Origin of the sequence: Luteimonas sp. MJ250, from assembly GCF_039548455.1 — a bacterium.
Lineage (GTDB): Bacteria > Pseudomonadota > Gammaproteobacteria > Xanthomonadales > Xanthomonadaceae > Luteimonas.
This window is the reverse complement of record NZ_JBCLVB010000012.1, coordinates 184,267-204,059: the sequence shown is the minus strand read 5'-3', so window position 1 is coordinate 204,059 and position 19,793 is coordinate 184,267. Positions and strand designations below refer to the sequence as shown.

Genomic DNA, 19,793 nt, shown 5'->3' with positions numbered 1-19,793 from the left:
ACTGACCCAATGCGCATCTTGCTGGTAGAGGATGATCCGTCGTTGGGTGAAGGGTTGCGCACGGCGTTGCGGCGCGCGGCCTACGCAGTCGACTGGCTCCAGGATGGCAGCAGCGCGCTCGCAGCCATCAAGGCCGGCGGCATCGATCTCGTGGTCCTCGATCTGGGGCTTCCGCGTCTGGACGGCCTCGATGTCATCCGCGAGGCGAGGCGCGCCGGCGCCACCGTGCCCATCCTTGTGTTGAGCGCCCGCGAGCGCGCCGCTGACCGCATGATGGGCCTGGATCTTGGCGCAGACGACTATGTCGGCAAGCCCTTCGACAGCGGCGAACTCCTTGCTCGGGTCCGGGCGCTCCTCAGGCGCAGCAGCGGGCAGGCGCGTCCCGCGTTCTCGTTCGGAGGACTCGCGCTGGATCCTGCCACGTTGACCGTCACCTGGCATGGGCGCGTCGTCGATCTCCCGCGACGCGAGGTCTCTCTCCTTCGACTGCTGATGGAGCATCCGGGGCGCATCGTGTCCCGGGAGACGGCCCAAAGGCGTCTCTACGGCTGGGACGACGACGTGGCCAGTAACGCGATCGACGTGCATGTCCACCATCTCCGCAAGCGCCTGCATCCGGGCCTGATCCGGACCGTGAGAGGTGTCGGCTACGGGCTCGAAGACGTGGACAGGACCGACGCATGAGATCGATCCGCCGCCTTCTGCTGGTCGGACTCATCGGCGTGATGTCGCTTGTCATGCTCATCGCCGGTGCATTCAGTTACCGCGCCGGTTTGCAGGAAGCCGGTGAGATGTTCGATGCCAAACTCGCCCACTCTTCGCGCGTGCTGATGAGCCTGGTCGATGCGCCGCTTGGCGATCTCGGGAACAACGGCGCCAATGGCGATCCGCTGGTCATCGCCGTCTGGCAGGGCGCTGCGGAAGGCGTCGGCGACGCCCTTGCGTTTCCCACCGGGCATGCGTACGAAACCAAGCTCGCCTTCCAGGTCCGCGATGCGGCAGGGCACATCCTGTTGCGCTCGGACAGCGGTCCGGAGACGCCGCTGGCGCCGCTGGTGCCTGGGTTCGCGAATGTCGTGATCGACGACGCGCACTGGCGCACGTTCACGCTTCGTTCGCCAGGCGGATACTGGTATCAGTCCGGGGAACGCGCCGACATCCGCGCAGAGTTGGCCGGAGACCTTGCCGAAGGCACCTTGCTTCCCCTGCTCCTGGCCATCCCCTTGATGGCGATACTGGTCTGGGTGCTGGTCGGCTGGAGCCTGCGTGGCCTGCTGCGGGTATCGGACCAGGTTGAAGCACGCGCGGCCCACCATCTGCGCCCGCTGAAGCCAGACGGTGTTCCGCGTGAGGTACACGGGCTCATCACTGCGATCAACCGGCTCCTCGTGCGCCTGGATGCCTCGTTCCAGCGCGAGCGACGCTTCACTGCCGATGCAGCGCACGAGCTGCGCACCCCCGTCGCCGCGGTCAAGCTGCATGCCGACAATCTGAAGGCCTCGACCGATCCGGCAGATCGTGTGACGACGCAGCAGCAGCTCGATGTCGCCGTATCGCGCATCGAACGCCTGGTGGAGCAGTTGCTCCAGCTGAGCCGCGTCGAACCGGGAGCGCGAACCTGGTCTCCGCACCACGTCGACCTGCACGCGCTTGCCGAAGCGCACCTGGCCGACAGGCGTGCACTTGATGCCGCACGCGGGACTTTCATCAGCCTCGAGGGTGCAGCTTGCGATGTCGTCGGCGATGAGGCTGCGCTTGATGCCCTGGTGGGGAACCTCGTGGACAACGCCTGCCGCCATGCCCCCGTCGGAGGTGCGGTACGAGTGCGCGTGGCGCGCGAGGACGGTGGAGCGAGACTCGTCGTCGAGGATAGCGGCCCCGGAATTCCCGCACATGCGCGCGAGCGCGTGTTCGACCGTTTCCACCGGGAACTGGGTGCCGGCGTGGCCGGAAGCGGGCTGGGTCTCTCGATCGTACGCCAAGTGCTGGACCTGCACGGAGGGAGCATCGCGCTCGACAGCTCGCCGACGTTGGGCGGGCTTCGTGTGACGGTGAGCCTACCCTCTGCCGGCGCAACCGAGGCTTCGTGAGTGCCAACTGAGGCATTCCACGCAGTCCGTGCAACCCTCCCGTGGGACAGGTTGCAAGAAGGCGCGATTTCGCTGCAGTCAGCTCTTGGCCCTAGATGGAAAAGCCACCCGTCGGTCCTTGTCGCCCTTCCCCAAACTTGCCTGTGCGGCCTCCTCGACCTTTCCAATACGGTCGTTGCCGTGAACCCAGCGCGCCGCCTGCTTGTTGATTGTGTAGCTTGCAGAGCCAGTACTACTGTCGAGAGCGCGAGCATCAGTACTGGGGATCAACGGCATAGCGAGGTCGGGCGCCACCCTGGCGACGTCCGCTTGCGGCAAATAGCGGACACTCAGGATTCTGTCCGGCGATCTATGAAGCACAGACCCACACGACGTCCCCCTGCACGCAGCACAGTAGTTGCGAAGCACCGGTCAGCAGTCGCGCGTCGATGTGCTCCAGCGCGGGCGGGCAAGGACTTCTTCATGGATTTCGGAAGCACGACGCCGCCGAGGATCCGCCTGACGGCAGCCGCCTTGCCGTATCGTCAATGGCCATCTCCGAGCTGGTTGAGCGGAAGCCGCAGGTAGCGGACGCCGTTGATATCGGGAGGCGGCAGTTCGCCGGCACGAATGTTCACCTGCAGCGCCGGCAGGATCAGTTTCGGCGGCGCGAGCGTCGCGTCACGCCGGGTACGCATCTTCACGAACGTGTCCTCGCCGACGTTCCGACCCCCATGGATGCTGTCCTGGACCTGCGTGATGCCACGGCCGATCGCGACCTTCGCCCCGGTTCCCCGCCTGAGGTGGGCGGCGGCCGTAAGGTGGTCGGCATGTGCGTGTGTCTCGAGGATCCAGTCCACGGGCAGGTCATGGGAGCGCGCGAATTCGAGCACGCGTTCGGCTGACCCGGTCGAGGTGCGGGCGCTGGCGGGATCGTAGTCGAGCACCGGATCGATTACGGCCGCATGGCCACCGTCGCGGTCATAAAGCACTTAGGTGAAGGAGGATGTCGCCGGATCGAAGAAGTTGGTCACCCGCGGAATCACTTCGGGCTCCTTGCAATTTTATGTTAGATAACTCTACATTAGTTTATCTAATATTACTGTCAAGAGTTCTCTAAAGTATCTGCCATGACCCGTTCACCGAAGACGATTTCCGGCACTCCGCCCTCCCCCTTCGACATGGCGAAGCACGCCGATGAAGCCGCCGCACTGCTGAAGGCGTTGGCGCATCCTGCCCGCCTGCTCGTGCTTTGCCAGCTCGCAGAAGGCGAACGTTCGGTCGGTGAGCTCCAGCCCATCACCTCGCTGAGCATGTCCGCGCTTTCGCAGCACTTGGCCATCCTGCGGGACATGGAGCTGGTGAATACGCGGCGCGAAGCCCAAACCATCATCTATTCGCTCGCCGAGGACCCTGCCGCTTGGGTGCTCGACGTCCTGTATGCCGCCTACTGCCGGAGCGTGGAGGACAAAGCGTGACCATCCTTGAACTCCTGTTCGGAGCGCTGGCGGGCAGTGCCGTTGGATTCACGCTGGGGCTCGTGGGAGGGGGTGGATCGATCTTGGCAGTTCCCTTGATGGTCTATTTCGTCGGAGTGGACGATCCACACGTGGCGATCGGAACCAGCGCGCTCGCCGTTGCAGCGAACGCGCTGATCGGCCTCGGCAGCCACGCCCGCAAGCGCAATGTGAAGTGGCGGTGTGCCGCGACCTTCGCTACCGCCGGTGTGGCCGGCGCGTGGACGGGTGCGATGCTCGGCAGGGCAATGGACGGGCAGATGCTGCTCGCCCTGTTCGCGTTGCTCATGCTGCTCGTCGCAGGTCTCATGTTCCGCTCGCGCGGGCGCCCGGGCAATCCGGCGGTGGTGCTGAATCGCGGTAACGCGCTGAAGCTCTTGGGCTCGGGCGCCGGGACTGGTCTGCTCTCGGGCTTCTTCGGGATTGGCGGCGGCTTTCTCGTGGTCCCCGGGCTCATCGCCTCGACCGGCATGCCGATTCTTTTCGCGGTCGGTTCGTCACTTGTGGCAGTGGCGGCTTTCGGATTGACGACCGCGCTGAGTTACGCCAGTGCCGGGCTCGTCGATTGGCCAATCGCAGCGGTGTTCATTGCAGGCGGTGCGATCGGCAGCCTGTCCGGCACGCGGCTGGCGACGCGCCTCGCTGACCGCAAAGGCGTGCTCACTCTGGTCCTTGCCGGCCTGATCATCTTCGTCGCGCTCTACATGCTTTATCGAACGGCCGGTGAGCTTGGCTGGACCTGAGGCCCAGCCGACGGGTCGGCTGATCGGGGCAGCCTTCGCCGGAAGCACGTGCACGTTCATTGCAGAACGCGTGGGAGAGACGCTGGTCAACGTCAAGATCAAGCCAGGCGTTCGCGGCGTCCGTCTCCGTCCTGTCTCAGAGGGAGCACCAGCTCTGCGACCGCCCCATTGGCCTCGCCCGACTTCAACGTGACCTGCCCACCATATCGGGTCGCGATGGCGTCGACGATCGCCAAGCCCAAGCCGCTTCCACCGCCACCCTGCCCGCGCCAGAACCGCTGCATGGCGTGCTCGGCATCACCCGGATCAAGCCCCCGTCCCTGGTCGATCACCCGGAAACGGACACTCGTGCCATCGCTATGGGTGACCACCTCCACGGAGCTTCCCGTGGGCGAGTAGCGCAAGGCGTTGTCGATCAGATTGCGCAGTGCCGCCACGGCCAGCGCCGGCGGAACATCCGGCAGCGATGCACCGCCAGTGCCGCTGCGGACAAGACGCCCCAGGGCGTTCGCCGCGTTCGCCTCGATGGCCCGGCCCACCACTTCGTCAGCGTCGATCAGGTCGCCCTCGTCGAACGGGAGCCGGCCCTCGACGCGCGCCAGCATCAGCAGCTGGTCCAGCGTCGAACGCATGCGGCGTACGCCCTCGTCGGCATCGGCGAGCGCCTGCTGCGCTTCCGCCCCCGTGGTCAGCCGCGCTACCTGGAGATGGGTGTCGATCGCAGTCAACGGGGTGCGCAGTTCGTGCGCGGCATCGTTGGTGAAGCTGCGTTCGCGCTGCATCGCCTGCCCGATGCGCTGCAACAGGCGGTTCAAGCCGTTGATCAGCGGGCGGAGTTCGGTGGGCGGTGAGCGGACCTCGACCGGCGCGATGCTGTCGGGCTCGCGCTGCGCCAGCGTCCTGCGCAGCTGCTCGAGCGGTGCCAGGCCACGGCTTGCCCCAATCCAGAGTGCAAGCAGGCCGCCCACGGCGGCAATCAGGAACGGCAGTCCGGCTGCGAGCGCGATTCCGCGGCGCAGGGACAGGCGCTCGTCCAGGCTGTCGGCGGTGGTGATGCTGTACCCGTCGCTTTGCAGCGTGTAGGTGCGCCACTCCACTCCATCCACCGCCTGAGTGCGATAGCCGGGTGCAGCTGCGGACATCGCCAGCGCAGGGGCGCCGCGGGTCACCGCCACCACTTCGCCGCGCAGCGAACGGATCTGGCACGCCATGCCGCGGCTGCCGGGCACGGTGACCGCGTCGCGCACGCTCATCGCCGGCGCGTCGCCTTCGCCGATCGGTGACTGCGCCAGGAGTCCCGACACCATCCGTGCCGACATCGACAGGCGCTCATCCAGCGTCTGCTGCAGGTGCCGGTCCAGGTCGCGCAGCATCCACACCGCCGCCCCGCTCCACAGCACCGCCAGCGCGATGCCGATGGTGAGCACCAGGCGCAGTCGCAGGCTCATCGGCCGGCCTTGCCAAAGCGATAGCCAAGCCCGCGCACGGTGTCCACGACACCGGCACCGAGCTTCCGGCGCAGATTGTGGATATGCACGTTGATCGCGTTGCTGCCCACGTCCTGCCCAAGGCCGTAGAGCTGGTCCTTGAGCTGTTCACCGGACAGGCAGCGCCCGCCGGCCTGCATCAGGCTTGCCAGCAGCTCGGTCTCGCGTCGGGACAGCTCCACCGGTGCTCCGTCGAGCCAGGCCTGGCCACTGGCCGGATCCAGGCGCAGCGTGCCGGCTTCGATCAGGTTCACGCTGCGGCCGGCAGCGCGGCGGACCAGGGCATGCAGGCGGGCCACCAGCTCGCCCAGGTCGAAAGGCTTCACCAGGTAGTCGTCTGCGCCGCCGTGCAGGCCGGCGATGCGGTCTTCGATGGCGTCGCGCGCGGTCAGGAGCAGGACCGGCAAGGTGTCGCCTTGCCGGCGCATGCGGGCCAGCACCTGCATGCCATCCTCGTCGGGCAGGCCCAGGTCCAGCACCATCGCATCGAACTGCCCGGCGCCCAGCGCAAGCGCCGCCTGCGCCGCGTTCGGCACGCTGTCGGCGGTCATGCCGTAGGCGCGCAGGCCGGACACGATGCCGCGCGCGATGAGTCCGTCGTCCTCGACGACCAGCACCCGCATCGGCGGCGCTCCAGGCAAAGGGGTGGCGCCACCGTAGCGCAGACATCCCTGGCGGACCACACGCCATGCACCGCGCCAACGCACTTAATTCCCACTTAACCCCAGGCACCGATGATGCCCCGCATGCAGATGCCGGGAAGTCGAATGTCGTTGCTGTTGCGCGTGCTGTGGGCGTTCGCGCTGTTCGTGCCTGCGGGTGCCCAGGCGCAGGACTGGCTGTCCTCGCTGGCCGGGCGCGCCGAGCCGGAGTTCCTCGATCCCGTCGATGTCTTCACCGTGCAGGCCTCGGCCGGCGAGGACGGCGGCACGCGCCTGCAGGGCGAGATCGCACCGGGCTACTACCTCTATCGCCATCGCCTGTCCGTCACTACAGGCGCCGGACCGTTGCCGCTCACCTTGCCCAAGGGCCTGGAGAAGACCGACGAGTTCTTCGGGCGCACCGAGGTCTATTACGACGCCGTCGACATGCGCGTCGATGGCGGCGGTGCCACGACCGCCACGCTGCACTGGCAGGGCTGTGCCGACGCCGGCATCTGCTATCCGCCGCAGACCCTCGACATCGAGCTGCCGCACGCCGGCGAAAGTGTCGCCGTCACGACCCCTATGATCGCTACCGCGCTGCCGGCCACTGCCGCGGGCGAAGACCAGCAGCTTGCCAGCCGCCTGGCCAACGGCAGCCTGGCGACCGCGATCGCAGTGTTCTTCGGCCTCGGGCTGCTGCTGGCGTTCACGCCCTGCACGCTGCCGATGATCCCGATCATCTCCAGCCTGATCGTCGGCGGCGAGCCACCGCCGCGGCGCGCGCTGGCGCTGTCCGCCGCCTACGTGCTGCCGATGGCGCTGACCTACGCCGCGCTCGGCGTCGCCGCGGGCCTGGCCGGCGCCAATCTGAGCGCCGCCCTGCAGAACCCCTGGCTGCTGGGCGGGTTCGCGGCCGTGTTCGTGATGCTGGCGCTGTCGATGTTCGGTGCCTTCGAGCTGCAGCTGCCGGCATGGGTCCGCCACCGGCTTGAGCGCGCCGGTCGCGGACGCCAGGGCGGCACGCTGGCCGGCGCCGCGGCGCTCGGCTTCCTGTCCGCGCTGTTGGTCGGGCCCTGCATGACGGCGCCACTGGCCGGCGCGCTGCTGTACATCGGGCAATCCGGCAGCGCGGTGACCGGTGGCCTGGCGCTGTTCGCGCTGGGATTGGGCATGGGGGTCCCTTTGCTGCTGATCGCGGTGTTCGGCGCGCGCATCCTGCCGCGGCCGGGCGCGTGGATGGACCGGGTCAAGGCGGTGTTCGGATACGGGCTGCTGGCGCTCGCGATCTCGATGCTGGCGCGCGTGCTGTCGCCCGCCATCGAACTGGCGCTGTGGGGTGTCTGGCTGCTTGCGGTCGCCGTCGGCCTGGTGGCGATGGTGGCGCCGGCCGGCAGCAGTCCGGTCCGCCGCTGGCTGCCGCGCTATCTCGCGGTGGTGTCGTCGGTGTGGGCGCTGGCGCTGATGGTCGGCGGCGCGTCCGGCGCCAGCGATCCCTGGCGTCCGCTGGCCGGCTTCGGCGCCGCCGGAGCGGCGCCCGTGGCCGCCGCGCCGGCAGTGGAATACGTGCAGGCCAAGACCGTGGATGACGTCGCAGACCGCATCGCCGAGGCCGGCACGCGCGGCCAGTGGACCCTGGTCGATTTCTACGCCGACTGGTGCGTGTCCTGCCACGTGATCGAGCGCGACGTGTTCGGCGACCCGCGCGTGGCCGAGGTGCTGGCGGGCATGCAGGTGCTGCGCCCCGACGTCACCGCCAACGATGCCGAGGACCAGGCGCTGCAGCGCGCCTGGCAGGTCGCAGGTCCGCCCACGCTGCTGCTGGTCGGGCCCGATGGCGAGGAACGGCGGGCGGAGCGCACGATCGGCGAGCTCGGAGCGGACGCGTTCCTGCAGCGCCTGCAGCGGGTCATGGATGGGGCCGGCTGATGGTCGGCATCGGACCGTTCCCGATCCAGCTGGCGGTGCTGCTCCTGGCGCTGGCCATTGCCGTGGTTGTTGGCTGGAGCACGGCGCGGACGTCCCCGGAGCCACGGGTGAAGGTCACGCCGGTGCTGGTCGACATGCTGTTCGTGGGCCTGCTCGCGGCGCGGGTCGGCTTCGTGCTGCAGTGGCTGCCGGAATACCTCGCCGATCCCTGGTCGATCATCCGCCTGGGTGACGGCGGCTTCTCGCTGTGGGCGGGCGCCTCCGCCGGCCTTGCGTTCGGCGCCTGGCAGGCGCGCAAGGCAAAGCCGCTGCGGCGCCCCCTGGCGATGGCCGCGGGTGCCGGGCTCGGATCCTGGGCGCTGCTGGCCGGCGCGCTGTTGCTGATGCAGGCCTCTGCCCTGAAACTGTCTACGACCGACCTCGCCATGCTCGACCGCGAGACGCCCGTCAGCCTGGCGGCGATGTCCGGCCAGCCGATGGTGGTCAACCTGTGGGCCACCTGGTGCCCGCCCTGCCGGCGCGAAATGCCGGTGCTGGCCGCCGCGCAGGAGCGGCGGCCCGACGTGACCTTCGCCTTCGTCAACCAGGGCGAATCCGAAGACGACATCCGCGCCTACCTGGACGGCGACGGCATGCGCCTGCGCAACGTGCTGCTCGATCCGTTCTCCGCCACGTCGCAGGAGGCCGGCGCGCGCGGCCTGCCGGCGACCCTGTTCTTCGATGCCGACGGCCGCCTGGTCGACACCCACATGGGCGAACTGTCGGAAGCCACCCTGGCCCGCGCGCTGCAGCGGTTCGGCCCCGCGTCGACCCCGTGGCCCGCTCCCGATCCTTCCAAGGAAACCGACTGATGTTGCGTACCCACCCCACCCTGTTCGCCCTGTTGTCGGCACTGCTGCTGGTCGTGTCCGGCTGCAGCCAGGCCGAAGACTCCGCCGACGCAGCTGCTGCCACCAGCGGCGCTGCCGCAGTGGACCGGCCGGCCGTCATCCAGGCCATCGAAGCACAGGGACTGGAAGTGCTGGGCGAGTTCGATGCGCCCTCCGGCCTGGGCGGCTTCGCCGGCGTGGCCGGCCAGCAGCCCGTGGCCGTGTATCTCACTCCCGACGGGCGCCATGCGCTGGTCGGCGTGATGCTCGACGCCAAAGGCAAGGATGTCGGCGCGGAGGCGCTGCAGCGCCTGGTATCCGGGCCACAGTCCAAGCGCACCTGGGGGCAGCTCGAATCCGCCGACTGGATCGTCGACGGCCGCCCGGACGCGCCGCGCGTGGTCTACACCTTCAGCGATCCGAACTGCCCCTTCTGCAACCGCTTCTGGGAAGCCGCGCGCCCCTGGGTCGATGCCGGAAAGGTGCAGATCCGGCATCTCCTGGTCGGCGTGATCAAGGCCGACAGCGCCAACAAGGTGGCCGCGATCTACGGTGCGGCATCGCCGGAAGACGCGCTGCAGCGCAACGAGCGCAACTTTGTGCAGGGCGGCATCGAACCGCTCGCCACCGTACCGGCCGCCGTGGCGCGCCGGCTGGAGACCAACCAGCGGCTGATGCTGCAGCTCGGCTTCCAGGGCACGCCGGGCATCCTGTTCCGCGACGCCGACGGCACGGTGCAGCGCCGTTCGGGAATGCCCCCTGCTTCGGATCTGACCACGGTGCTCGGCCCGCGGTGAGACCTGGGCTGCGATCGACTACGCCTGGGGCCTGACGGAATCCTCGGCAAAACGGCCAGGCGGCTGCCCGGACTTAAGCATCACCAAAGCCTGCGGTCCTACACTGGTGGCATCTTTCAGGAGGCCGCCGTGCGGGTACTGGTCGTCGATGACTCCGAACGCCTGCGCGAAGCCCTGCGCAGCGGTCTTGGCAGCGTGGGCCTGGCAGTGGACGTCGCAGCGGACGGCCGCGCAGCGCTGGCCTTCCTGGATGCTGGCGCATACGACGTGATCGTGCTTGACCTGCTGATGCCGCGCCTGGACGGGCGCGAAGTGCTGCGTGAGGTCCGCCGGCGAGGACTGGACGCCCGGGTGCTGGTGCTGTCGGCACTTGATTGCGTGGACGAACGCGTCAGCCGCCTCGACGACGGCGCGGACGACTACTTGGTCAAGCCGTTCTCCTTCGAGGAGTTGCGTGCGCGGGTGCTGGCCCTGGGCCGCCGTCGCCACGAGCAGCCGGTGCCGGTGCTCGAACACTGCGGGCTGCGCCTGGATACCTCACGCCGGACCGCCACCGGTCCCGGCGGCGGCATCGAACTCGGCCCCAAGGAGTACGCCCTGCTCGAAGTGCTGGTCCGGCATCCCGGTCGCGTGTACAGCAGGGCGCAGCTGTTCGAGCAGCTGTACTCGGCGGACAGCATCGCCTCGGACAAAGTGATCGAGGTGCTGATGAGCACGCTGCGCGCGAAGCTCGCGTGCGGCGGACTCGAGGACCTGATCGAGACCCGCCGGGGGTTCGGCTATGCCGCGCGCTAGAGCCGCCTCGCTGCAGCAGCGCGTCAGCCTCGGGGTGGCGGCGGCGCTGGCGCTGGCGCTGGGGGGGCTGTTCCTGACCCTGGACCTGGCGGTGGATCGGGAAATCTACCATCGCTTCGATGCCGGACTGTCCTCGCGCGCGAACGCGATCGCCACCTACCTGGGCGCGCAGGTGGAAGGTACGCGGCCGATCGAGCAGTGGATGCCCGAGTTCCGCGAGGAAGGCCACACCGATTTCTTCCAGGCCTGGGATGCGCACGGCGACGTGGTGGCACGTTCACGCTCGATGGAGTCCGGCAACCTGCCCCGCCCCGACACGAATGGCGCTACCGCCGCCACGTACTTCGACCTGCCGCTTCCCGACGGCCACGCCGGTCGCGCGATCGCCCGGCGCTATCCGCTCGGTCCCGGCGATCCGCGTGTCGCACTCGACCTGGTCGTGGCCGAGGAGCGCGAGCAGCTTGACGCGCTCGAACGCCGCCTGCACCTGATGCTGGCGGTCGCGATCGGCCTGGCACTGGCGATGGCCATGCTGCTGGCAGCCAGTGCCGCAAGCCTGGGACTGCGACCACTGGACCAGCTGGTGGGCCGCATCGCAACGATGCGCCTGCGGGAGCCGCGCGACCGCCTTGATGATGGCAACCTGCCGCGCGAACTGGCGCCGGTTGCACGACGCTTCGACGAAGTCATCGACACCCTGCTCGGAAACCTCGCGCGCGAGCGCCGCTTCGCCCAGGATCTTGCCCACGAGCTCCGCACTCCGGTGGCCGAACTGCGCGCGATTACCGAAACCAGCCTGATGCACGACGACCCCGCGCGCCTGCGGCAGTCGCTGGAGGAGCTGTCCCGGCTTGGCTCGGAGATGGACCAGACGGTCGCCGGCCTGCTCGCCCTCGCCCGCCACGAGGCCGGGCTGACGGTCGTGCAGCCGGAACCGCTGGACCTCTCCGACCTCGTGCGCACCACATGCACCCGGCTGGCCGGACGCCAGGCCGAACGCGGCCTGGCCTGCGCTCCCGGGCTTCCGGCAGAAGCCTGGGTCAGCGCCGATGCGGCGATGAGCGCGCGATTGCTGGCGATCCTCCTCGACAACGCGATCGAACACGCACCCGCCGACAGCATCGTGAATGTCGATCTCTTCGCCGTGCCGCTGCGTCTGGTGATCTCCAATGCCGCGCCGGCGCTGACGCCGGCGATGTTGCCCGAGCTGGGGCGGCGCTTCTTCCGTGCCGATGCCGTCGATGCGCCAGACGGGCGTGACAGCGTGCACGCCGGCCTCGGATTGGCACTGGCGCATGCGCTGGCGAGCGCACAGGGTTTGACGCTCTCGTTTCGCCTCGACAAGGGACGCCTGGGCGTCGAAGTCGCGGGCTGGCAGGGGCTGGAGGAGCCTGCGGTTTAAGCGAAACCAAAGCTTCCCCCTCGACACTGGCCACGAATCCCCACTCCGGAGAGCCCGTGTCCCGTCCCCGCACTGCGTCCCTACTGGTCCTCGCGCTTGCCGCGCTGCTCGTCCCCACGGCACAGGCCACCACACCGCTTCCGCTGCCCCTGGAGCCGGCCCAGGTCGAGGCCATGGCGCTGGCCTTCGCGCCGGCGGTCGACGCTGCCTGGATCCCCGTTGCGCGGATACCGGCCGAGGTCGAACTCGCCTCCGATGCGCAGTTCGCGCTGGTCGCGCCGTATCCCGGCACCCTGGCCGCAGTTCTGGCACAAGAGGGTCGCGATGTCGTTCGCGGGACGCCACTGCTCTCGATCGCCAGTCCTGCGTGGGCGGCGGCACTCGCCGACGCAGCGGGACGCTCGGCGCGGCGCGACGTGGCATCGCGCCAGGCCGTGCGCGGCCAAGCCCTGCTCGAGGCCGGCGTGATCGCTGCCCGCGAGGTCGAAACGCTTCGCGCGGAGGCGGCCGCGCTCGGCGCCGCGACGCGCGCCGACCAGGCCCTGGCCGGGAGCGCCTCGCTGTCCGCCGACGGCACGGTGCTGGTGCGCGCGCCGCGCGCCGGCCGCCTGCTCCAGCGCGCCAGCGGCCATGGCCGGATCATCCAGGCCGGCGGACTGCTGGCCCGGATCGGCCAGCGCGACGAGCGCGTCGTAACGGGCCGCGCACCGGCACGCCTGGCCGGCACGCTGGCCCCGGGCATGCGCGCCACGGTCGGTGGCGCGGTCGGCGAACTCGACTCGGTGGCCGGGGCGATCGATACCGACAGCCGTTCGCTCACCGTCTCGGCGCGGATGCCGGCCGGAGCCGGCCTGCCGGGCGCGCTGGTGGAGCTGGCGATCGACCGCGCCGCCCCCGCTGGCGCCCGACGGGTGCCGGTCAACGCCGTGGTCGCCCTGGCCGCGGGCGATGCAGTGTTCACCCGTCGCGGCGAAACCATCACGATGACGCCGGTGCAGGTGCATTACCGCGACGGCAGCTACGCCTGGGTCGGCGGCCTTCCTGCCGGCAGCGAGGTCGTCGTGCGCGGCGTGCTCGCGCTGAAGGCCGTGGCCGGATCCCTGCCCGCCGCCGGGGACCGCTGACGTGTTGTCGCGCCTGATTGCCTGGTCGCTGTCGCAGCGGCTGCTGGTCGCGCTGGCCGCGTTTGCCCTTGCCTTTGCCGGCGTGGTCGCTTGGCGCGGACTGCCCGTCGACGCCTTCCCCGACATCGCGCCCACCCAGGTCAAGCTGATCCTCAAGGCTCCGGGGATGACCCCCGGCGAGGTCGAACAGCGGGTCGTGGTACCGCTGGAAATGGAGTTGCTGGGCATCCCGCGGCAGACCATGATGCGCGCCTCGGCCAAGTACGGGCTGGCCGACATCACCCTCGACTTCGAGCAGGGCGCCGACATCTACTGGGCGCGGCAGCAGGTGGCCGAGCGCTTTGCCGCGGCCGCGGGCGACCTGCCGCCCGAGCTCGATGGCGGACTGGCGCCGATCGCGACGCCGCTGTCGGACATGTACATGTTCACCATCGAGGGCGAAGACTATTCGCTGGCCGAGCGCCGCGAGGTGCTCGACTGGGTGATCCGCCCTGCCCTGCGCACGGTGGCCGGCGTCGCCGATGTCAATGCGCTTGGCGGCCGCGTGCGCACGTGGGAAGTGGTCCCCGACCGCGCAGCGCTGGCCGCGGCCGGGCTGGGCATCAACGAACTTGAGACGGCGCTGGCCGGCAACAACCGAAACGACGGTGCCGGCCGCCTGGACGAGGGCGAGGAGTCACTGGTGGTGCGCGTAACCGGCGCCATCGCCGGTGGCGCCGATATCGAGGCAACCGTGATCGTCGAGCGCGACGGTCACACGTGGCGGGTCGGCGACGTCGCCACGGTGCGCGAGGGCGCGCTGACGCGGTACGGCCTGGTGACCCGCGACGGCGCCGGCGAGGCGGTGCAGGGCCTGGTGGTCGGACTGCGCGGGGCCAACGCCTCGGCGGTGGTGGACGGGGTCAAGACGCGGCTGGCCGAGCTCGCACCGAGCCTGCCGCCGGGCATGCGCGTCGAGCCTTTCTACGACCGCAGCGAGCTGATCGACCGCGCCACCGGCACGGTCGGCAAGGCGTTGGTCGAGGCAATGGTGCTGGTCGTGGTGCTGCTGCTGCTGTTCCTGGGCAACGTGCGCGCGGCGGTGGTGGTGGCGGTGACCCTGCCGCTGTCGGTGCTGACGACCTTCCTGCTGATGCGCCTGACCGGGCTGAGCGCGAACCTGATGAGCCTCGGCGGGCTGGCGATCGCCATCGGCATGCTGGTCGACGCCGCGGTGGTGGTGGTGGAGAACACCGAGGAGCAGCTCGCGGGCGCGCGCGATGACGACGGCGTGCCGCGCCTGCACCGGGTGTGGCACGCGGCCGCGGAAGTCGCCGCGCCGGTGACCTCCGGCATCCTGATCATCGCCCTGGTCTTCACCCCGCTGCTGACCCTGCAGGGGCTGGAGGGGCGGATGTTCAGCCCGGTGGCGCTGACTATCGTGTTTGCGCTGGGCGCCTCGTTGTTGTTGTCCCTGACGGTGGTGCCGGTGCTGGCCTCGTGGCTGCTGCGCAGTGGCCACCGGGAGCCCTGGCTGATGCGCCGCATCGCGCCGCCCTATGCAGCCGCGCTGCAGGCCACCCTGGCACACCCGCGGCGCGCGGTGCTGGCAGCGGGGGTTGCACTGGCCCTGGCGGCGCTGTCCTGGCTGGGCATCGGCAAGACCTTCATGCCGACCCTGGACGAGGGCGCGATCCTGGTACAGCTGGAGAAGTTGCCCTCGGCCAACCTAGACGCCAGCGGCGAGGTCGACCTGGCGGTGCAGCGCGCCATTCTGGCCGAGGTGCCGGAGGTGCGCAGCATCATCGCCCGCGCCGGCGCCGACGAACTCGGCTTCGATCCCATGGGGCTCAACCAAACCGACAGCTTCCTGGTGCTGGCGCCCAAGGACGAGTGGCGCCGGCCCGACAAGGACTGGCTGACCGAACAGTTGCGGGCCGTGCTCGAGCGCTTTCCGGGCACCGCGTACGCGTTCACCCAGCCGATCGAGATGCGTGTGTCGGAGATGCTGACCGGCGCCCGAGGCGACGTCGCGATCAAACTGTTCGGCCCCGACCTGGCGGAGCTGGAAGTGCTCTCGGCGCGCGTGGAGGACGCGGTGCGCGCGGTGCCCGGCGCCGAGGACGTGTACCGCCTGGCCAACGACGGCGTGCAGTACCTGGAGATCGAGGTGGACCGGCTCGCCGCCGGCCGCGCCGGCCTCGACGTGGCCACCCTGCAACGCGAGCTGCGTGCCCAGGTCGAGGGCGTCGCGGTCGGGGTGGTGGTCGAGGACGGCCGCCGCATTCCGCTGGTCGTCCGCGGCGACCAGGCGCTGCGCAGCGACCCGGCCCGCTTCGCCGACTTGGAGCTTGTCTCTCCGGGCGGCCAGCGCGTGCGCGTCGGTGACGTCGCGCAGGTGCAGCGCGTTGAAGGGCCGGTGAAGGTGGACCGCGAGGCCGGCTCGCGCTACGCGCTGATCCAGGCCAATGTCGCCGGTCGCGACCTGGTCAGCTTCGTCGATGACGCGCGCGCGGCGGTGGAGCAGGCCGTGCCGCTCGCGCCGGGCTACCGCCTTGAATGGGGCGGCCAGTTCGAGAACCAGCAACGCGCCTCGGCGCGGCTGGCGCTGGTGGTGCCGGTTGCGCTCGGACTGATCTTCGTGGTGCTGTTCTCCAGCCTCGGCGGCGCCCGGCCAGCCCTGCTGGTGCTGGCCAACATCCCCTTTGCCCTGGTCGGCGGCGTACTGGCGCTGTGGCTCTCCGGCGAGTACGTCTCGGTGCCGGCCTCGGTCGGCTTCATCGCCCTGCTCGGCATCGCGGTGCTCAACGGCACGGTGATGGCGAGCCACTTCAACGACCTGCGTGCGCGTGGCCTGCCGATGGCGCAGGTGGTGGTGGAGGGCGCGAAGCGGCGGCTGCGGCCGGTGCTGATGACCGCTTCGATCACCGCCCTTGGCCTGGTGCCGCTGCTGCTGGCCACCGGCCCCGGTTCGGAGATCCAGCGTCCGCTGGCGATCGTCGTGGTCGGCGGCCTGGTCACCGCAACCCCGCTCACCCTGCTGATGCTGCCGCTGCTGTTCCTGCATTTCGGCCAGCCGCGCCCCCGGAGCACGCCATGAACGATCCTTCCCTGGTCCAGCTGACGCTGGCCTTCCCCCCATCCGCGGAACGCCCCCTGCTGGCCTTGCTGTTCGAGATCGATCCAGAGCTGGGAGGCTTTTCGACCATGGCCGCCGCCGGCCATGGACATGGCTTTGAACATGCGTCGGTGCAGGAACTCGTGCGTGGCCACGCGGATCGGCGCCTGCTGTTGGCGGTGATGCCGCAGGCTGCGGCGGCGCGCCTTCTGGAGGGACTCCGCGATCGCATGTCGGCCGCCGGAATCACCTGGTGGCTGACCCCGGTGCTGGGCTTCGGGAGGCTGGCATGAGTCGGCCCAGGGCGGCCCTGCTCGCCCTCGCGCTGGCGTCGACGTGGGCCACGGGCGCGGCCCTGGCGCAGTCGGGCGAATTGCCGGCGGCGCTGCTGGGCACGCTGCCCGACAGCGCCCACGCGACCGCCGCGATCGACGCCCACCCGCGTGTCGAGCGTGCGCGCGGCGAACAGTCGGCGGCGCATGCCCGCGCGGGTGGCCGCCAGCGCGGACCGCATGACTGGATTGGCGGGGGACAATGGCAGCAACGCGATGCCGGCATCGGCGGTCGCTTCGACGAATGGGAGCTCAGCCTGCAGCGCGGGGTGCGCCTGCCCGGCAAGGCGGCGCTCGACCGCAACATGGCCGACCTGGAGATCGACGTCGGTGCGGACACTCTGGCAGACGCCCGCCACGTGACCGCGACCGGGCTGCTCCATGCATGGGTCGAATGGTTGGCCACGAGTGAACTGGCCACCCTGTCGTACGAGGCGGCCGCCTTGGCCGGTCACGATCTCGAGGCGACTGCACTGCGCTTGGCCGCAGGCCATGCCGCTGCCGCCGAACACGACGCGGCAGTGGCGGCCGAAGCGCGCGCGCGACGCGCGCTCGAGGATGGCAGGCTGCGGGAACAGGAAGCACGGCTGGCCCTGGCCCTGCGCTACCCGCAGCTGCGCCTGCCTGCGCAGGCGCCGTCCATCGCAGTACCCGGTGATGAACCCATCGACTGGAACGCATGGGCCACCAAGGTGGTCGATGTCAGCCACGACATCACCTTGGCCGAGGGACGCGCCGCGCTGGCCGACCTGCGTGCCCAACGCTCCCGGCTTGACCGTCGCGCCGACCCGAGCATCGGGGTGCGCGCGATGTCGGAGCGCGGCGGCGAGGAAACGATCCTGGGCGTTTTCTTCAGCATCCCGCTCGGGGCGGGGCCCCGTCGCGCCGTAGCCGACGAGGAAGCCGCCATGGCCGCTGCCGCATGGGCCGATGCGGCGGCATCGCAGGTCGAAGTGACGCTGCAGGCCCGCACTTTGGCGCGCCGCGCCGAGCTCCTGGGCAACGCCTGGACACTTGCCGACACGGCCGCGCGCGCCCAGGCCCGAGAGGCCGAACGCCTGACCCGGGGCCATGCGCTTGATGGTGTCGACCTGGCCGATTTGCTGACCGCCCGCCGGCGTGCATCCGAGGCTGCGATGGCCGAGGTCGAAGCCCGCGCCCTCGCTTTCTCCGCGGTCGCCGGCCTGCTTCTGGACGCCCATGCCTACTGGATCGACGACGACGGACACTCCCGCCGCGATGGGGGCCGTGGGGCGGTCATGCCCTCACCCATTTCAGGGGATCAGGAATGAAACTGCCGCCTCACCTATCGCGGCGGTTATGGAAATGCTCCACGAAAGGCCCTCTGAATTGCTGATGGCACCCCAGACAGGCCTGCTGCACCTCTGAAAACCTGCGGATGACCTCGAGCCCATCGTCACGGGCCGCCGCCTCAGCCATCGCGTTTGCCGCCTGCTCGACCTGGGCATCGAAGCCGCGGAACTTGCCGGCGTCAGTACCCACCCACCTGAGGATGCGCACTTTTTCCATGGCCGGTGGCTCCGCATGGCGGGCGATCCCGGGCGCGAGTTCCTCGACGAGCTCCCAGTCTTCCGTCGAGATTGCGCCGGTCACGGCCTGCATGTCCCGGCCGAGCTTCTCCATCAGGGTGCGCAGCCCCATGGGTGCTTGCCGGTCCTCCGCACGCGCATCGATGCCTGCGGCCGACACGAAGAGAAGCGCGGTCGCGGTAAATACCGGAACGAGGACGAACTTCATGTGTTTCATTACTGTTTCCTCTATGGCTAGATGGGAAGGCACGACCCGGGACGCTCAGTAATCCACGCTGAGCGCAACAGATCCGAACGCATGAGAGCCCGCCTGCTCCCTGAATTCTCGGGTTCGCCAGACGCGCATGAGCGCGAGCCGGACGCCGCGATCACCGATCAACCACTGACCGCTGAGGCCAATCGCTGCTTGCCCGACCCAAGGTTCGCGGCTGACACCATGGCTATCGCGGACCAGGTTGCCATCGAGCGAAAAGTCCCAGGCCACAGCCTTTGCCTCAAGGATGACGAATCCATGGATTCCCGCCTGCGGCGCGACCGGGGACAAGGGATTCGACGTTCGCATCGCGGCGGCCGACGACGGGGGACGGTTCTCCGCCCCGGCGCGAATGGGATAGCTTCCAAAGTCGTTGGGCACGTTCCACCCGAACCGTCCTTCGAGGCCGACGGTGGCAGCGGTCTCGATATTTCCGAACCGAAGGGCGTGGCTGGCGATGACGTCATGCCCCCAACCTGGCCGGACGGCACCCTCGGCCAGCCGCCGGTACTTGCGCTCGGTGACGAACTGGAGCGCCGGTTCATTACCCAGTTGGTGATCCCAGCCCCGGAAGCGGTCGATCCCGCGAATGTCGTGCACCAGATGCTGCGATCGCTCGGCCAGCGACCATGGTCCGATCACCCCCAGCGTGAGCTCGCGTACGTCCAGCAACTCGTAGCTGGCGCCGGTCGGGCGCAGTCGACGGTTCCATGCGACCCCAGCGTACAGCAGCCCGGCATAGGGACGATCGTCAGACACCAGATCGGTGCGGCTGCCATCCCCTGGCGTATACATCGCCTGGCCAATGCGAACCACTACGTTTCGCGATGCCTCCTCCCCTTCGCCATGGCGCCAGAAGCCCGGCTCGATCCAGGCCAGCAAACGGGTGTAGAGCCGGAGCGGTGTCCGCAGGCAGTCAATGCGCTGCGGGCCGTCAAGGTCATGGGACGCGATGGTCACGGCCGCTCCATTGGTGTAGTTGCGATCCGTCCCGGCAGGCATGTCGTTCTCCAGCCGCACCGTGCCACCGCGCCAGCGTGGACGGTCATCCACCGAACAGCCGGTTCCGATGGAAGATACGTGCGAGATACCCGGCTCGGCCGCCGAAGCTGCAATGGGCAACGACATGGTCAGCAGCAGAATGCAGGAACCTGGAACCCACCTGGCCAGCCGCGTCATCACCATGCT

The 19,793-nt window shown here is 69.4% G+C and carries 18 protein-coding genes; 13 read left to right on the top strand and 5 right to left on the bottom strand.

Features of this window, described 5'->3' with window-relative positions; all coding sequences use genetic code 11:
* The first annotated feature begins 9 nt into the window (after positions 1 to 9).
* Positions 10 to 684, top strand: coding sequence for a response regulator transcription factor (locus tag WCE37_RS10635; RefSeq protein ID WP_343279335.1), 675 nt, complete (start codon positions 10 to 12; stop codon positions 682 to 684).
* 17 nt (positions 685 to 701) lie between these two features.
* Complete coding sequence (locus tag WCE37_RS10630) at positions 702 to 2,090, top strand: ATP-binding protein (protein WP_343279435.1); 1,389 nt, start codon at positions 702 to 704, stop codon at positions 2,088 to 2,090.
* Between the two features lie 524 nt (positions 2,091 to 2,614).
* Here WCE37_RS10630 and WCE37_RS10625 read toward each other — a convergent pair.
* Entirely contained in the window at positions 2,615 to 3,061 is a 447-nt protein-coding gene (locus tag WCE37_RS10625; protein WP_343279334.1) for an MBL fold metallo-hydrolase, read from the bottom strand.
* A gap of 138 nt (positions 3,062 to 3,199) precedes the next feature.
* Between WCE37_RS10625 and WCE37_RS10620 the strand changes: the two genes are divergently transcribed.
* Together WCE37_RS10620 and WCE37_RS10615 are read left to right on the top strand one after the other, a co-directional pair.
* Positions 3,200 to 3,547 (top strand): metalloregulator ArsR/SmtB family transcription factor, encoded by a 348-nt coding sequence (locus tag WCE37_RS10620; RefSeq protein ID WP_343279333.1) that lies wholly within the window; start codon positions 3,200 to 3,202, stop codon positions 3,545 to 3,547.
* A 2-nt stretch (positions 3,548 to 3,549) separates the two neighbouring features.
* Entirely contained in the window at positions 3,550 to 4,329 is a 780-nt protein-coding gene (locus WCE37_RS10615; protein ID WP_343279434.1) for a sulfite exporter TauE/SafE family protein, read from the top strand.
* Between the two features lie 98 nt (positions 4,330 to 4,427).
* On the opposite strand, the gene WCE37_RS10610 is transcribed toward WCE37_RS10615, so the two are convergent.
* Positions 4,428 to 5,777 carry an ATP-binding protein gene (locus tag WCE37_RS10610; RefSeq protein WP_343279332.1) on the bottom strand — a complete coding sequence of 450 codons (1,350 nt, stop codon included), beginning with the start codon at positions 5,775 to 5,777 and terminating at the stop codon, positions 4,428 to 4,430.
* On the bottom strand, positions 5,774 to 6,439 hold the full coding sequence (locus WCE37_RS10605) for a response regulator (RefSeq protein ID WP_343279331.1): 666 nt from the start codon (positions 6,437 to 6,439) through the stop codon (positions 5,774 to 5,776). Before WCE37_RS10605 ends, WCE37_RS10610 begins: the two co-directional genes overlap by 4 nt.
* Before the next feature lie 144 nt (positions 6,440 to 6,583).
* Here WCE37_RS10605 and dsbD point away from each other — a divergent pair, with 144 nt between their 5' ends.
* The 9 genes from dsbD (at position 6,584) to WCE37_RS10560 (ending at position 18,094) form a co-directional block, all read left to right on the top strand.
* Entirely contained in the window at positions 6,584 to 8,386 is a 1,803-nt protein-coding gene (gene dsbD, locus WCE37_RS10600) for a protein-disulfide reductase DsbD (protein ID WP_343279330.1), read from the top strand.
* Positions 8,386 to 9,237 (top strand): TlpA disulfide reductase family protein, encoded by an 852-nt coding sequence (locus WCE37_RS10595; RefSeq protein ID WP_343279329.1) that lies wholly within the window; start codon positions 8,386 to 8,388, stop codon positions 9,235 to 9,237. The genes dsbD and WCE37_RS10595 overlap by 1 nt, the downstream gene beginning before the upstream one ends.
* A complete protein-coding gene (gene dsbG, locus WCE37_RS10590) occupies positions 9,237 to 10,052 on the top strand; it encodes a thiol:disulfide interchange protein DsbG (protein ID WP_343279328.1) in 816 nt (271 codons plus the stop codon). The genes WCE37_RS10595 and dsbG overlap by 1 nt, the downstream gene beginning before the upstream one ends.
* Before the next feature lie 129 nt (positions 10,053 to 10,181).
* Positions 10,182 to 10,847 (top strand): response regulator transcription factor, encoded by a 666-nt coding sequence (locus WCE37_RS10585; RefSeq protein ID WP_343279327.1) that lies wholly within the window; start codon positions 10,182 to 10,184, stop codon positions 10,845 to 10,847.
* Positions 10,834 to 12,249: a HAMP domain-containing sensor histidine kinase gene (locus tag WCE37_RS10580; protein WP_343279326.1), complete on the top strand. Its 1,416-nt coding sequence runs from the start codon at positions 10,834 to 10,836 to the stop codon at positions 12,247 to 12,249. The genes WCE37_RS10585 and WCE37_RS10580 overlap by 14 nt, the downstream gene beginning before the upstream one ends.
* Positions 12,250 to 12,305: 56 nt before the next feature.
* Positions 12,306 to 13,373, top strand: coding sequence for an efflux RND transporter periplasmic adaptor subunit (locus tag WCE37_RS10575; protein ID WP_343279325.1), 1,068 nt, complete (start codon positions 12,306 to 12,308; stop codon positions 13,371 to 13,373).
* 1 nt (position 13,374) lies between these two features.
* Positions 13,375 to 16,452: a CusA/CzcA family heavy metal efflux RND transporter gene (locus WCE37_RS10570; RefSeq protein ID WP_343279324.1), complete on the top strand. Its 3,078-nt coding sequence runs from the start codon at positions 13,375 to 13,377 to the stop codon at positions 16,450 to 16,452.
* Entirely contained in the window at positions 16,449 to 16,763 is a 315-nt protein-coding gene (locus WCE37_RS10565; protein ID WP_343279323.1) for a DUF3240 family protein, read from the top strand. The genes WCE37_RS10570 and WCE37_RS10565 overlap by 4 nt, the downstream gene beginning before the upstream one ends.
* Positions 16,724 to 18,094, top strand: coding sequence for a TolC family protein (locus WCE37_RS10560; protein WP_343279322.1), 1,371 nt, complete (start codon positions 16,724 to 16,726; stop codon positions 18,092 to 18,094). Before WCE37_RS10565 ends, WCE37_RS10560 begins: the two co-directional genes overlap by 40 nt.
* A gap of 10 nt (positions 18,095 to 18,104) precedes the next feature.
* Here WCE37_RS10560 and WCE37_RS10555 read toward each other — a convergent pair whose 3' ends face one another.
* A complete protein-coding gene (locus WCE37_RS10555; RefSeq protein ID WP_343279321.1) occupies positions 18,105 to 18,569 on the bottom strand; it encodes a cytochrome c in 465 nt (154 codons plus the stop codon).
* Positions 18,570 to 18,614: 45 nt separating this feature from the next.
* Positions 18,615 to 19,790 (bottom strand): lipid A deacylase LpxR family protein, encoded by a 1,176-nt coding sequence (locus tag WCE37_RS10550; RefSeq protein ID WP_343279320.1) that lies wholly within the window; start codon positions 19,788 to 19,790, stop codon positions 18,615 to 18,617.
* Positions 19,791 to 19,793: the final 3 nt, after the last annotated feature.